Origin of the sequence: Pseudarthrobacter sp. NIBRBAC000502771, assembly GCF_006517215.1 — a bacterium.
Classification (GTDB): Bacteria; Actinomycetota; Actinomycetes; order Actinomycetales; family Micrococcaceae; genus Arthrobacter; species Arthrobacter niigatensis.
The window spans coordinates 360,152-374,875 of record NZ_CP041187.1 but is presented as its reverse complement, the minus strand read 5'-3'; the positions used below and the strand labels follow the sequence as shown (position 1 = coordinate 374,875).

General features: G+C 67.7%; 10 protein-coding genes and 1 pseudogene. 3 read left to right on the top strand and 8 right to left on the bottom strand.

The window, feature by feature from the left end:
- Window positions 1-23: 23 nt before the first annotated feature.
- The 4 genes and pseudogenes from NIBR502771_RS01640 to NIBR502771_RS21175 form a co-directional block, all read right to left on the bottom strand.
- Window positions 24-854 (bottom strand): Fpg/Nei family DNA glycosylase, encoded by an 831-nt coding sequence (locus NIBR502771_RS01640; protein WP_141158173.1) that lies wholly within the window; start codon window positions 852-854, stop codon window positions 24-26.
- Window positions 847-5,892, bottom strand: coding sequence for a DEAD/DEAH box helicase (locus NIBR502771_RS01635; RefSeq protein ID WP_141158172.1), 5,046 nt, complete (start codon window positions 5,890-5,892; stop codon window positions 847-849). The genes NIBR502771_RS01640 and NIBR502771_RS01635 overlap by 8 nt, the downstream gene beginning before the upstream one ends.
- A gap of 34 nt (window positions 5,893-5,926) precedes the next feature.
- Entirely contained in the window at window positions 5,927-7,531 is a 1,605-nt protein-coding gene (locus NIBR502771_RS01630; RefSeq protein WP_141158171.1) for an FAD-dependent oxidoreductase, read from the bottom strand.
- 218 nt (window positions 7,532-7,749) lie between these two features.
- Window positions 7,750-8,100: pseudogene (locus tag NIBR502771_RS21175) on the bottom strand (DUF4232 domain-containing protein); the annotation flags it as partial.
- 55 nt (window positions 8,101-8,155) lie between these two features.
- On the opposite strand from NIBR502771_RS21175, the gene NIBR502771_RS21170 reads away from it, so the two are divergent.
- Together NIBR502771_RS21170 and NIBR502771_RS01620 are read left to right on the top strand one after the other, a co-directional pair.
- Window positions 8,156-8,398: a hypothetical protein gene (locus NIBR502771_RS21170; protein ID WP_371706647.1), complete on the top strand. Its 243-nt coding sequence runs from the start codon at window positions 8,156-8,158 to the stop codon at window positions 8,396-8,398.
- Between the two features lie 246 nt (window positions 8,399-8,644).
- Entirely contained in the window at window positions 8,645-8,992 is a 348-nt protein-coding gene (locus NIBR502771_RS01620) for a hypothetical protein (protein ID WP_141158169.1), read from the top strand.
- A gap of 75 nt (window positions 8,993-9,067) precedes the next feature.
- On the opposite strand, the gene NIBR502771_RS01615 is transcribed toward NIBR502771_RS01620, so the two are convergent.
- The gene (locus tag NIBR502771_RS01615) at window positions 9,068-9,712 is read right to left on the bottom strand and encodes an NADPH-dependent F420 reductase (protein WP_141158168.1); all 645 of its coding nucleotides are present in this window, start codon (window positions 9,710-9,712) and stop codon (window positions 9,068-9,070) included.
- 141 nt (window positions 9,713-9,853) lie between these two features.
- Window positions 9,854-10,444 carry a TetR family transcriptional regulator gene (locus NIBR502771_RS01610; protein WP_246839781.1) on the bottom strand — a complete coding sequence of 197 codons (591 nt, stop codon included), beginning with the start codon at window positions 10,442-10,444 and terminating at the stop codon, window positions 9,854-9,856.
- A 108-nt stretch (window positions 10,445-10,552) separates the two neighbouring features.
- On the opposite strand from NIBR502771_RS01610, the gene NIBR502771_RS01605 reads away from it, so the two are divergent.
- Entirely contained in the window at window positions 10,553-11,332 is a 780-nt protein-coding gene (locus NIBR502771_RS01605) for an SDR family NAD(P)-dependent oxidoreductase (protein ID WP_141158166.1), read from the top strand.
- Window positions 11,333-11,437: 105 nt separating this feature from the next.
- On the opposite strand, the gene NIBR502771_RS01600 is transcribed toward NIBR502771_RS01605, so the two are convergent.
- Window positions 11,438-13,153 (bottom strand): thiamine pyrophosphate-dependent enzyme, encoded by a 1,716-nt coding sequence (locus NIBR502771_RS01600; RefSeq protein ID WP_141158165.1) that lies wholly within the window; start codon window positions 13,151-13,153, stop codon window positions 11,438-11,440.
- Window positions 13,154-13,190: 37 nt separating this feature from the next.
- Window positions 13,191-14,708 (bottom strand): amino acid permease, encoded by a 1,518-nt coding sequence (locus NIBR502771_RS01595; protein WP_141158164.1) that lies wholly within the window; start codon window positions 14,706-14,708, stop codon window positions 13,191-13,193.
- Between the last annotated feature and the right edge of the window lie 16 nt (window positions 14,709-14,724).

Below are 14,724 nucleotides of genomic sequence, written 5' to 3'. Positions count from 1 at the left end.
CTGTTAGGGCGCCTGGCTGTACGTCAGGCAGGCGGGGGCTGGCACCTCGGACAGAAGTAGATGTCCCGCTCCTCCTCGCCGTTTGGCTTGCCCAGGAGCCCCCGCTGGATGGGGGTGCCGCACTTGAGGCACGGCCGCCGTTCTCCGCCGTAGACCCAGTAGCCCGGCCTGCCCGCCATCCTGCCCACCGGCATGCCCCGGTTATTGAGGATGGTGACGCGGCGCCCCGCACCCAGGTTGACCTCCAGGAGCTGTTTGGCGTCGGTCATCATGGTCCGCACGTCTGCGACATCGGCAACCGGGGTGGCGGGATGCACCCCCGACAGGAAGCACGCCTCGCAACGGTAGATGTTTCCTATGCCGGCGAGGTTCCGCTGGTCCAGGAGTGCCACACCGATGGGAACCTCGGGGCGCGACCTGACGCGCCGTTCGGCCTCGTCCAGGTCCCAGTCAGGGCCCAGGAGGTCCGGGCCGAGAAAGCCCACAATCGAGTCTTCGTTGGCGGTGGCCACCACTTCCACGACGCCCAGCGAGAAGCCGACGGCGTCCGCCACGGCAGTGCGCAGAACGCACCGGGCGGTGTAACCCGGTTTCCGCCACCTCCCGCCGGGCGGGTAAACCTGCCAGGCGCCTTCCATCTTCAGGTGCGAGTGGATGGTCAGCCTCTTGTCCTCTGGGCTGACCACACGCATCAGCAGGTGCTTGCCCCTGGGGACCACTTCATCCACGGTCCAGCCGGAAAGGTCCAGGGTGGCGAACCGGGGCACGCGGAAGTCAGAGGCAATCAGTGTCTGTCCCGCCAGGGCCTCATGCAGCTGGTGCGCGGCCCGCCAGACAGAATCCCCCTCAGGCACGGATCCTCAGTCCTTTCGGCGTGGAGTAGGCTCCGGCGGCGCTGAGGGCAGCGGCAACAGGGGTATCGAGGATGCCGTGGCCGTTCACCTTCTCCATGATCAGCTTGTCCACCGCTCCACGGGTCACGACTCCCACCAGCGCCGCACCTGCCGCGGCGAGGACGGCGTCGTCGTCGCTGAAAGCCAGCAGCGTCTTTCCGCCGCGCTCCACGTAGAGAACCAGCGCACCGTCCACCAGCACCACCAGCGCCCCGGCTTTGCGGCCGGGTCGGTGGCCGGTTCCGGCGTTGTCCTGCGGGGCGGGCCAGGGGAGTGCGGCGCCGTAGGGGTTGGCCGGATCTGTGGCGGCGAGGGCAAGTGCCACGGGTTCAGCCTTGGCCAGCCCGGTGTCCTCCGAGTAGGAGCGAAGCCGGTCCACGGTGGCGGGCACTGCGAACTGGGCGGCGCCCAGGTGCTCGATAAAGTAGCCGCGGCGGCAGCGGCCGGCTTCCTCCAGCCGGGCCAGTACCTTGTACATGAGTCCGAAACCCCCCAGGATCTGCTCAGCCATGACCGAACCCCTGGTAACCACGCCGTAGCGGTCCAGCAGGAGTTCCGCGGTGGCACGGGCGTGGATGGTGGCATCGAGTTCAGGTTCGGGCAGCGCGGACCAGCGGCCAGCGGCAGTGGGCGGCGTCGCTGCGCCCTGGGATCCGTAGCGGCCGCCGGACAGTCCGGGGGACCCCATCAGGCCGGTGCCATGGGAACGGCCCAGCCGGCTCAGCCGTGGTGCCCTTGCCCGCGGTGCGCGGGCAACCTGGCGGTGGGCGGTGTGGCCCCCGGCGATCAGGGCCCGCACGGGGGCGAAGGTGTCTCCGGTGATCCGGCCGGCCCAGGCCAGGTCCCAGAGCGCTGCCACTACTTCCTGGTCGCTGAGGACGGCGTCCATGCCGCCGGCAACCTCGGACAGTTGCCGGAAGAAATACCCGCCGCCGTTGTTCCGCAGGTGATCAAGGAGCCGTTGGCCGGCGTCCCCTGGTTCGAACTCGGGGGACGGGTTCAGCGTCAGCTCCACCGAATCCGCCAGGTGGAGGCTGATCCAACCGTCGTTCCCGGGCAACGCCCCGGCCCCGGACCACAGGACCTCGCCGGCAGCCATCAACTCATCGAGCATGGCCGGCTGGTAGTTGGACACGCGGGTGGACAGCACCAGGGGTTCCCATGCCGAGGCGGGGACGGGTACTCCCGAGAGCTGGTCGATGGCAGTGATGATGCCGTCTAGTCCGCGCAGCGAGGGCTGTCCGCGGCCGCCGCCGGGGGTCCTGACATGTTGCCATGCGGGGAGGAAGCGTCCGTAGGCGGCGGCGTCCACCGGTTCCACTTCCGCGCGCAGGGCGGCCAGAGAGCGACGCCGGAGCTTGCGCAGCACTTCGGCGTCGCACCATTCGCTGGTGATGGTGTGCGGGGCGTCAGCGCCGGGGGCGTTGGCTGGCGGCGGTGCTGCTCCGTCAATTTGCGGCGCTGCGTCAGCTTCCTCTCGGGCCGGCGGGGTCACATGCGGCCTGAATTCCCCTTCCACCACGCGGCCGTCCGCCGCCAGGCGCTTCAGCGCGGTGCCCACCACGGCCACGCCCAGGCCCAGCCGGGCCGCAGCCTCCGCCGCGGTGAAGGGGCCGTGGGTGCGGGCATACCGGGAGACGAGGTCGCCCAGGGGATCGGCAACCGGTTCAATGAAGGCCAGCGGAACACCCATCGGCAGCGGCACGCCGATGGCATCGCGGAGGCGGCCGGCGTCCTCCACCGCAGCGAAGCGTTCCACGCCGCCGATGTTGACCTTGATGGCACGGTTGGCGCGCTGCAACGCCAGGAGGTGGGCGTTGGCGTCCGCCGCAGTGGCGGAAGGGGTTTCGGCGCGTGCAGCCTCCACGGGCTCACCCACCGGTTCGGCGGACTCATGGGCCGCGGGTTCGTTGGCCTCGACCGCAGGGGTTTCGGCAGGTTCCAGCCGCAAGGCGGCCTCTTCCGGATCGAGGGGCCCCAACAGCCGCAGCAGGTCCGCCACGCCTTCCATTCCGCGTGCACGGCGGTCCGGGGCGAGGCGCTGGAGCTCGCGTTCGGTGGCATCGATGACCTTTGCGTCCAGGAGTTCGCGCAGTTCCACCCTGCCCAGCAGCTCATTGAGCAGCGTGGAGTCCAGCGCCAGCGCGGCGGCGCGCCGCTCCGCGAGCGGGGAATCGCCCTCGTAGAGGAACTGGGCCACGTAGCCAAAGAGAAGGGACTTGGCGAACGGTGAGGGCTGCTGCGTGGTGGTCTGCAGGATCCGCAGTTCCCGCCGTTCCACGGATGCGGCGATGTCCTTCAGCGCGGGCAGGTCGTAGACGTCCTGCAAGCACTCGCGCACGGTCTCCAGCACGATCGGGAACGTGGGGTATTTCCGGGCCACATCCAGCAGCTGGGCGGACCGCTGGCGCTGCTGCCACAGGGGCTGGCGTTTGCCGGGGGTCTGCCGGGGCAGCAGGAGCGCCCGTGCCGCGCATTCCCGGAACCGGGAGGCGAAGAGGGCGCTGCCACCCACCTCGGCGGTGACAATCTGTTCGAGTTCCTCGGGATCGAAGAGGAACAGCTCGGCGCCCGGCGGCTCGTCCTCCATCATGGGCACCCGCAGCACAATGCCGTCGTCGGCCGCCATGGCGGAGCCATCCAGCCCGTAGCGCTGGTGCAGCCGCTGCCCCACAGCCAATGCCCAGGGCGCGTGCACCGGCATGCCGAACGGGCTGTGCAGGATCACGCGCCAGTCGCCCAATTCGTCGTGGAACCGCTCCACCACCAGCGTGGTGTCGCTGGGGACCACCTCGGTGGCCTGCTTCTGCTCCGTGAGGTACTGGATGAGGTTGTTGGCGGCGAAGTCGTCCAGTCCGCTGGCCTTGCAGCGCTCGGTGGCAGGGCCGGCATCGGACGCAGACAGCTCGCGGACAAACGCACCCAGGGCGCGGCCCAGGTCCACCGGCCGGCCCAGCGAATCACCCTTCCAGAAAGGCAGCTTTCCGGGCTGCCCGAATGCAGGGGAGACCAGGACGCGGTCGTGCGTAATGTCCTCGATCTTCCAGCTGGTGGCGCCCAGGGCAAAGACGTCGCCCACCCGGGACTCGTAGACCATTTCCTCGTCAAGCTCGCCTACGCGGCGGCCACCCTTGGGCGCGCGCGCCGGTTTGCCGTCCTCGGCGGGGGAGGCAGAGCCTTCCTGTTCAGTGCCGATGATGTAGACGCCGAACAGCCCGCGGTCCGGGATGGTGCCGCCGGACGTCACGGCCAGGCGCTGCGCTCCTGGCCGGCCCTCGATGGTACCGGCGTTGCGGTCCCAGATGATCCTGGGCCTGAGCTCGGCGAATTCGTCGGAGGGATACCGCCCGGCCAGCAGATCCAGGGTGGCTTCGAACGCGGATCGTGGGAGGGACGCAAAAGGCGCGGAGCGTCGCACGGTGCTGAACCATTCCTCCACGTCAATGCTGCCCAGTGCCGTGGCGGCCACGGTCTGCTGGGCCAGGATGTCCAACGGGTTGGCAGGGATGCTGAGCCGCTCGATCTTGCCGTCCAGCATGCGCTCCACCGTGATGGCGGTGTGGACCAGGTCAGCGCGGTGCTTCGGGAAGAGGACGCCCTGGGAGATCTCGCCCACCTGGTGCCCGGCGCGGCCCACCCGCTGCAGGCCACTGGCCACCGAGGGGGGCGATTCAACCTGTACGACCAGGTCCACGGCACCCATGTCGATGCCCAGCTCCAGCGAGGAGGTTGCCACCACGCACCGAAGCCGGCCGGACTTGAGGTCGTCCTCGATAAGCGCGCGCTGGTCCTTCGATACGGAACCGTGGTGGGCGCGGGCCAGGACCGGATCTGCCCCGGCGGAGCTTCCGGCCTGGGCCATCATGTGTGCCGGAGTGGCGGTTGACACGGGAATGCCGGACGCCGGTTCCCCCGCGGTGCCGGGCGGAGCCGCCTGCCCTTCCGGACCGGGCCCGTCCCAGCCGCCCCCGACGGCAACCAGTTGGCGTTCGGCGTAGATCTCGTTGAGCCTGGCCGTGAGACGCTCCGCGAGGCGCCGGGAATTGGCGAAGACGATGGTGGACTGGTTGGCCAGCACCAGGTCCACGATCTTTTCCTCCACGTGCGGCCAGATGGACGCCTGCGGCTGCAGCCCCGATGCCGGGCCGGAATCGAACGCACCGGCCGCGCCCTGCAGGTCTGACATGTCCTCCACCGGCACGGAAACCGTCAGGTCCCAGTTCTTCCGGGCCGGCGGAGCGACGATTTCCACCGGTGCCGAGCCCGCAAGGAACTGCGCCACGAGTTCCCGGGGTTCCACCGTGGCAGAAAGCCCGATGCGCTGTGCGGGTTTGGGCAGCAGCGCGTCCAGCCGTTCCAGTGATACGGCTAGGTGCGCTCCCCGCTTGGTGCCCGCCACGGCGTGGACCTCGTCGAGGATGATGGTGTCCACCTCGGTGAGCGTCTCCCGGGCCTTTGACGTGAGCATGAGGAACAGCGATTCGGGGGTGGTGATGAGGATGTCCGGCGGGTTGCTCAGGAGCCCGCGGCGCTCGGCTGCGGGCGTATCCCCGGACCGGACCCCCACGGTGATCAGCGGCGCGGGTAGCCCAAGCCGCTTTGCGGTCTGGGTAATGCCGATCAGCGGGGAGCGCAGGTTCCGCTCCACGTCCACGCCCAACGCCTTCAGCGGCGATATGTAGAGGACGCGGGTCTTGCGCTTGGGTGCCCGCGCGCGTTTGCCTTTGGCCGGCGGCTCCTCCGCGGCAGGCTCAGGGGCGTGCGAGACCAGGAGCCGGTCCAAGGCCCAGAGGAAGGCGGCGAGGGTCTTTCCGGAGCCGGTGGGGGCCACCACCAGGGCATGCGAGCCGGAGGAAATGGCGTTCCAGGCGCCGGCCTGCGCCGGAGTCGGCTCCGAAAATGCGCCCAGGAACCAATCCCGGGTGGGCCGGCTGAACTGGCCCATGGGCGTACCCGTACCGGAGGCACCGCCGCCGGCAGGACGCTGTTCCTGGTTCATGCCTCCATCATGCCCCACGGCACCGACACCCAACTCACGCAGGCCCGGCCTGGGGCAGGTCCTTGGTGGCAGGGCCCTCAAGCAGCTTGCCTTCGTTGGTGAAGCGCGAGCCGTGCAGGGGACAGTCCCACGTCTGTTCGTTGTCGTTCCAATGCAAAATGCCGCCCAAATGGGTGCAGACCGCAGACAACCTGCAGGTGTTTCCGCCAACGGTGGATACTGCCACCGGCCGGTTGCCGTCGCGGTAAACGCTGCCATGGCCTTCGGCCGGGGCTGTGGCAGTCGCGTGTTCGCCAGGGACGGGTGCGGGGCGCGCAGCGACAGGAGTGCTGCCCGCGCCCGGAGCAGGAGGCGCAGCAGGCCGGTCCTTGTCACGTGTGAACCCGTCAAACCTCCGGCCCTCCGCCGCCAGCTTCCCCCAGTCCGAGGCCAGCCTGGCCGCCACCCCGGCGTTCAGCGTGACGGCGGAAAACGCGCCGGCAGGTGCCGTGATGCGGTGGTGGATGGTGTCAGCCCAGGGCATCTTTCCGCCGAGGATGTCCGCTGAGATCCCCAGGGCGGCGGCCACCGCGTTGGTCATTCCCCATTTGTTGTAACCGGTGCCAAAGTAGATCCGGCCCTTACCCCGGGGAAGCTTGCCAAAGAATGGCATGAGGTTGGTGGGGTGGTAGTCCTGCGCGGACCACGTGTGGGTGGCAACAGCACCGGGATAGTGCTTGTCCGCCCAGGCCAGCAGGCCGGCCAGGTGCGCCTTCTCGGAATCGGTCCTGCCCACGTGGTGCCCGTGCCCGCCCACCAGCAGCAGGTTCCGCCCGTCCACCTCATAGTCCCGCAGCGAATGGGTGGGTTCTTCGACGGAGATGTACATTCCCGGCGGAGGTGCTTGCTCCTCCTGGAGTTCAAGCGCGGCCGCGTAGGAACGGGCGGGCTTCAGCTTGGCGAAGTACAGGCCGCGGTCCAGGACCGGGATGCCGGTGGCCAGCACTACTTTGTCCGCCCTGACGCTGCCCCGGTCGGTCCGGACAATGGAGGGCGCGTCACCGGTCACGTCGCGAAGCCGGACTCCGCCCACGATGCGGCCGCCCCGGCTCCGGATGTCCGCCACCAGGGCATCGAGGACATCCATCGGGTTGATCTGGGCCTGGCCGCGCAGGCGCACGGCGCCGTGGACGGGAAACGGAAGGCCGGCGTCGCGAACATAGTCCACGTCCAGCCCGGCAGTGCCGGCGGCGCTGAGCTCTTCCCTCAGTTTCTCAGTGCCTTGGGCCGACGCAGCGTATGTGTAGGCGGTGCGGCGCTGGAAGGGCACGTCTTGTTCCTCGAGGTAGCGCAACAGCCACGCCTGTCCCTCCCGGTTCCCGTCCACGTAAGCCTGCACCTGTTTCCGCGAATACTGGCGGGCGAGCCGGGACAGGAACGTGCCCTGCAGCAGTGAGACCTTGGCGGTGGAATTGCCGGTGGTGACGGCTCCCGGGTGGCGGGCCTCGAGCACCAGCACGCTTTGCCCGGACCGGGCCAGCAGCAGGGCGGTGACCAATCCGGTGAGCCCTGCACCCGCCACCACCGTGTCGTATTTGGAATCCGGTTGGAACGGATCTGCGGCGAAGGGAGCCCTGCGGTCCAGCCAAATCGACGTCATGCCAGTCCACCCTGCCTTCGGTCCACAACCCTCACAAGCCCGATTTGCGATGGGTCCGTTATGCACCCCTGCTACTCGCGGCATATTTGATAAGTGTACTTATGAAATCGGGTTTTTGGTCCGACGGCGGTCCAACATAAACGTGAGGGTGCCCCGGCTTGTCGGCCGGGGCACCCTTACGTCATTCGGGGGCTTCCGCGGGGCGTGAAGCCAAGCGGTCAGGCGGGCTGGAATGCTCCGATACTCAGCAGGGTGATGTCCGCGTTGCTGCAGGCCGTGGTGGGCTCCGGGATGAACAGGGAGTCGGTGTCCTCCGGCGGATAGATCCTGTACCCGGCGGCGTCGACGGCTGCGCAGCCCTGGTAGTTGCGGGCCTGTGTGTACCGGAGGACTGCGGTGCCGGTCTGCCCGGGGGCCAGGAGGACGTCAACGACGCCGGCGGAGTCATCCCGGGCCGCAGGTGCGCCGATGGGGGCGCCGGTGGCTTCCGCTACGAGGGAGACGCCGGGGTAGCCGCGAAGGATGCAGGGGTCGGAGCCCTTGTTGGTGAGGTTGAGCTTCATGTAGACACTGCCGGCGGCCCCGCCGCCGGATGCGTCGGTCGCGGCGGTAAGTCCGGTCGCCTTGCATAGCCCGGGCCCGCCGGCAGCGGATGTGGCTGGGGCGGGTGAAGCGGGCGTCGACGTTGCCGGTGCCGGGGACGACGGAGGCGGCGTGGACGCCGATGCCGTGGGGGACTGGCTGGCCTGCCCGGTGGCGGGCGTGGTCGTCGTTTGGGACGGTGGCTGGCTTGGCCCGCATGCGGTGAGCAGCAGCGCCGCAGCCGCGGCCGCCGTCGTCAAGGCAAACCCCTGGGAAATTTTCTGAGACCTCATGGCACCACCTTCGCGGTAGCCGTTGCCCGCGTCAACGATGCCACATGCGGTAGCGGCAATTTGATGCCCGGATCGTGATGATCCGGGCACTAAATGCGTCCCTCCTGCCCGCCGCCTGCGACGTGGGTGCCGGCGGCGGGGGTGATGGTGCCGGCCGCCAACGTGCCGGGCCCTGTGCCGGTGTGGAGGGGCGGCGCTAGACTGCCAGCGTACGTGTTGGCGATCGAAGGAGAAGTTCATGGACTACACCGGAAGCCAGTCGGAGAAGGTCATCCAGGCCGGTGAACTGGGCCGCAGCCACATTGGGCAGACCATCAGCTTCCAGCCGAACGAGTTCACGGTGGTCTTCGGAAAGCTCGCAGGCATCGCTCGGACCGAGGCCATGGTCTACCTTTCCCTGGCGGGAGTAGGAAACGGCACGCACCTGAAGGATGAATACGACCTGCCCGTCACGCATGAGGTCTACGTGCCGGTGGATGTCATTTCCAACGCGGAATCGACCATCAAGGACCTGTTCGGAAAGGTCCAGGAGAACCTGCGGGGCGGCGGCCATAAGGGCGGCGAGGACCGGACTGACGGGCTCTAGCCGCAACTGAACAGGGGAAGGCCGGCACGAACGTGCCGGCCTTCCCCTGTTCAGTTGCGGTGGGTGCTTCGCCGGCTACGCCGCGGGAACGAAACTCAGGGCCGAGTTCCACTGGAACTGGGGCAGCTGCTCATTGGCTGAGAGCAGGATGTTCAGGAAACCGGTCTGTTCCAGCTGCCGTGCGCGGCGGAGTGGCCCCACCACAATGGGGGTCAGGCCGGCAGCGGAAGCGAAAGCGGCGACGGCGGCGACTGCTGCCTCATCATCTCCGGCCACCAGGACGTCCAACTTCTGGCCGGCCACTTGGCCCTCGCCAAGGGTGGCGGCAAAAGTGGTGTTGAAAGCCTTCACAACTTTCGCTCCGGTGGCCTTCTGCAGTTCCTCGGCGGCGGAGCTGCCGGCCGGAACGGAGAGGCCTTCAAAGGTGGAGAAGTCCACGGGGTTGGTGATGTCGACGTAGACCTTGCCGTCGAGGCCGTCGCCGTAGCGGGCCACGATTTCCTTGGCGGCGTCGAAGTACACGGCCGGGATGACGATGGAACCGGTGACTGCGTCGCCCAGCACGCCGGTGCTTACCTGGCCGGTGAATTCCGCGGCCAGGGCGTCGGCCTTGGCCTTGTCCCCGTGGGCCAGGATCTGGACGCTGTTGCCTCCGGCGATGGCGCGGGCTGCGAGTCCGCGGGCCATGTTGCCGGTGCCGATGATGGTGATGTCGGTCATGATGTTCTTCTTTCCAAAGAGGCGGGATAGGAAATTCACTGCAGTCCTTCGTTGAAATGCCCTTACTTGAAGCTTCAACTAGTGTCTTTGTGAATCTATTCCCGGCCCAGGGAAACTGTTGTCCGCTTATCAGTACCGGAGTCAGGTGGCTGGGATCCTGAGGACTTCTGCCGCTGCCCGAAGGTAGGGGGCCGGGTCGGCGTCGGTTCCGGCGGCCCAATCCAGCCAGGCCTGGAAAGTGGCGGCGATGAAGGCGGCGCTCGCATACCCCGCGGTTCCTTGCGGCACCCCGGCCGCCGAGAGGTAGGCCAGAGCCTCCCGGCGCTGCGCCCCCAGCGCCTCGTGGCTGTGGCTGAGCAGTTCCGGGTGCTCTGCGATGAGCCGGAGGCGCGCCCGGGCCAGATCCGGATGAGGCAGTGCGGCCGCCCCGGCAGCCACCGCATCGGCGAGGACGCTGATCGGCGGCCCGGGCCGGGCAGGACTGCCGGCGGCAGTGGTTCCGGTGCCCAGGGCACGCAAGGATGCCTGGAGGGCCGGTTCCATGCCGCCCCACACCAGGTCCGCCTTGGTGGCGAAGTAGCGGTAAAGGCTCTTCCTCCCTATTCCCGCGGCCTGGGCGATGTCCGCCATGGAGGTCTTGCCGTATCCCTGGCGGGCAAACAGGTCCATTGCGATGCGTGCCACGGAGTCGGCGTCGATGGTCGCCGGCCTGCCCGCCGCGCGCGGTTTCACCGTCCACTGCTGCGCCTCCATCCATATCGCGTGCCATTGCTTCCCTTCCATAATGACACCGCGTGTCATAAAGGGTGGGCATTACGCTCCCACTCTGGAAGGACCATCATGGCCACCGACGCATCTTGGCAGGAATCCGTCACCCCGGGCCGGTTCGCCGGCAAGACCGTCATTGTCACCGGGGCTGGCTCAGGCATCGGACAGGCCACGGCACTGCGCGTGGCGCGCGAAGGTGGACGGGTGGTGGCGGCCGACATCAGCCAGGAGCGGCTGGATGAGCTGGTGGCGCACAACGCCGACCTCGACCTGGTTCCGGTGGCGGGGGACATCTCAACGGAAGAAACAGTGGCTGCCGTCGTTGGGGCCGCCGGCGGCAAGGTAGACGCACTGGCCAACGTTGCCGGCATCATGGACAACTTCGCCCCGATCCATGACGTGGATGACGACACCTGGGACCGGGTCTTCCGCATCAACGTCACTGCGTTAATGAGGCTGACACGCGCAGTGCTGCCGTTGATGCTGGAAGCCGGCACGGGCTCCGTGGTCAACGTGGCCTCCGAAGCAGGGCTGCGGGGTTCCGCGGCCGGTGCCGCCTACACCGCGTCCAAGCATGCGGTGGTGGGCCTCACGAAAAATTCAGCCGTCATGTACGGGCCAAAGGGGTTGCGCTTCAACGCGGTGGCCCCCGGCGCCACCATCACGAACATCGTGGCCAACTGGGGATCGCAGCTGGCTGTCGAACGCCTTGGCCCGCTGATGCAGGCCAACATACCGGCGCCGGCCACCGCCGCCCAGCTCGCCGCGTCCATCACCTTCCTGCTCAGCGATGACGGCACCAACATCAATGGCGCCGTCCTTGCTTCCGACGGCGGCTGGTCGGCACTGTAGCCGGCGGCGGCGCTGCTGACCGGCAGTTAAGGCAAGCGGGCGACGGCGGGAGGTCCCGCCGTCGCCCGCCTCACCTTGGGCCGTGGGCGCCAAAGCGCGCTGCAACTAGTACGCCTTGACGCGCTGCTCCACGATGAGGTGGATCAGGGCAAACACCCCGTCGCCGTCGATGGCCGCCAACGCGGCATCCAAGGCGGCCGGCACGTCCCGGTCCTCGGTTACGGTGATGCCAAACCCTCCGAAAGCCCTGGCCATCAGCGCAAAATCGGGGTTCTTCAACTGCGTGCCGGACACGCGCTGCGGGTAGTGCCGTTCCTGGTGCGTGCGGATGGTGCCGTACTCCTGGTTGTCCATGACCACCATCAGGGGCGTGGCGCCGTACTGGGCGGCGGTGGCCAGCTCCTGCCCATTCATGAGGAACTCGCCGTCCCCCGCGATGGTCACCACCCGCCGTCCTGGCTGGGCCAGCGACGCGGCGATCGCGGACGGCACCGAGTACCCCATGGAGCCGTTGCGGGCGCTGATCATGGACGCGTAGCGGCGGGTTGGGAAATACCGGTGGGCCCAGTTGGTGTGTTCCCCGGCCCCGAACGTCACCATCGCATCCCCGGGAAGTCGGGGCACAAGGTTGGCCATCAGGGTGTCCATCCTCGCCTTGCCCGGCGCCGGGGACGCAGAAGGGAGCGCCGCGAAGCTTTCCTGCTCTCCCCGCATCCTCGCCGTCCAGGCCTTCCACTCCTCCTTGACCGGCAGGTCGATGCACTCCAGGTCCCGGACGAACGCGTCCGGTTTGGCCAGGATCTGCCGTGACACGGGTCCGGACCGCCCCCGCAGCGAAGGGTCCGCTGTCACCAGGAAGTTCTTCTTGCTCCAGTCCTGGCGGCACACGAATCCGTCAGTGATCACATCTCCGGGCACCGTGCCCACGAACACCAGGAGGTCTGTCTCCTCCAGGAGGTCATATGTGGGCCTGGGCCGGCCGTACCCGATGGGCCCCACGTAGGACGGCGAATCAAAGGACACCGTGCCTTGGGTGCGCCACTCCGCGGCGGCCGGGATGTGATGGCGCTCCAGCCAGGAAGTGAGCTGCGTGGCCGCCTCCTGCGTCCAGTCGTTGCCGCCGGTGACGAAGAGCGGCTTGCTGGATTCGGCCAGGGCAGCCTTCAGCGCCGCGGAGTCCGTGCTGCTCAAGCCCCCTGCGGCTACGGGTATCGCGGGGTGGAGTTCCGGGCTGACCTGCTGGCGGATCACGTCCTCGGGCAGGCCAACAACCACGGGCCCGGGCCGTCCGCTCATCGCCGAAAACATGGCTTCGGCCACGATTTCGGAGGCCCGCTCCGGATGGTCCAGAACCATGACGCGCTTGGCGCCGGTATCGAACCAGGACTTGATGTCGAATTCTTGGAACGCTTCGCGGTCCCGGTGGGCAAACGGGATCAGGCCCACGAAGAGCAGCATGGGTGTGGAGTCCTGCCAGGCGGTGTGCAGGCCCACATGCGCATTCGCGGCGCCCGGTCCCCGGGTGACCATCGCGACACCCGGGCGTTGCTGCATCTTGCCGTCCGCCTCCGCCATGTAGGCGGCCCCGCCTTCATGCCGGCAGACGACGGTTTCAATGCTGGACTGGTGCAGGCCGTCCAGCACGTCGAGGAAGCTCTCGCCGGGAACCACGTAGGTGCGTTCCACGCCGTGGGCCACCAGCGAATCGACGATGACGTGTCCGGCGGATTTGAGGGCGGGCGCCACACGTTCCTGGTGGTGGACGACGGCGGCGGGCTGGGGACGGGAGGTGGTCAGGGTGGGCTGCGGCTCTGGTGTCATGGTCTTTCTTCAGCTCGGATGATTGCAGGCGTTGTGGTCAGGAAATGGGCGTCCGGTTGGCGATCACGGGTGCTTTCCCGGTGTAGCCGTCGCGGGTTTCGGCGATGTGGCGGATGCGGTGGCGGCAGGCGTACCAGCCGAGGACCATGAGGATGGAGGCGATGGCGGTGACGAGCATGGTCAGGGGTGAGTCGATGAAGACCATGGCCAGGACGCCGATGAGGAAGAGCAGGGAGAGGTAGCCGGTGTAGGGGGCGCCGAACATGCGGAAGGTGGGGCGTTCGACCCAGCCTTTGTCGGCCCAGCGTTTGAGTTGGATTTGGCAGAGCACGATGGTGGCCCAGGTCATGATGATGCCGACGGAGGCGATGTTGAGGACGATTTCGAAGGCTTCGGCGGGGACGAGGTAGTTCAGGGGGACGCCGAGGAGGGAGACGGTGGCGGTGATGGCGATGCCGCCGTAGGGGACGCCTGCTTTGTTCATGCGGGAGGCGAATTTGGGGGCGGAGCCGTTGACGGACATGGAGCGCAGGATCCGGCCGGTGGAGTAGAGTCCGGCGTTCAGGGAGGACAGGGCGGCGGTGAGGACCACGAGGTTCATGATGACGTCCACGCCCTGGACGCCGATGGAGCCGAAGAACGTCACGAAGGGGCTGACGCCTTTTTGGTAGGAGGTGAAGGGCAGCAGCAGGGCCAGGAGGATCACGGAGCCGACGTAGAACACGGCGATGCGGAAGACCACGGAGTTGATGGCTTTGGGCATGATTTTTTCGGGGTTTTCGGTTTCGCCGGCGGCGGTGCCGACGAGTTCGATGGAGGCGTAGGCGAACAGGACGCCCTGCATGAGGATGATCATGGGCAGCAGGCCGTTGGGGAAGATCCCGCCGTTGTCGGACAGGAGGCTGATGCCGACCTGTTGGCCGTCGACGGGGGTGCCGAAGATGACGAAGTAGGTGCCGATGATCAGGAACGCGACGAGGGCGGCGACTTTGATGAGGGCGAACCAGAATTCCATTTCGCCGAAGACTTTCACGGAGACCAGGTTCAGGGCCAGGACGACGACGAGGGCGGTCAGTGCCCAGGCCCACTGCGGGACGTCGGCCATCCAGGGGATGTAGTTGCCGAAGAAGTGCATGTAGAGGGCGGCGGCGGTGATGTCCACGATGGTGGTGGTGGCCCAGTTGATCCAGTAGAACCAGCCGGAGACGAACGCGGCTTTTTCGCCGAAGAATTCGCGGGCGTAGGAAACGAACGAGCCCGATGAGGGCCGGTGCAGGACCAGTTCGCCCAGGGCGCGGAGGATCAGGAACGCGAAGAACCCGCAGACCGCGTAGGCGATGACCAGGGACGGGCCGGCCGCGTTGAGCCGGCCGCCGGCGCCCAGGAACAGGCCGGTACCGATCGCACCGCCGATCGCGATCATCTGGATCTGCCGCGGCTTGAGGTTCTTGTGGTAACCCTTGTCCTCCGCGTGCAGGGAGGTCTCGGACGCATGCGCGTGACCACCATCAATCAGGTGGTCGAACTCAACCTCGTCATTGGGGTTGTTGGGCATGGGGATTCCTTTCGAT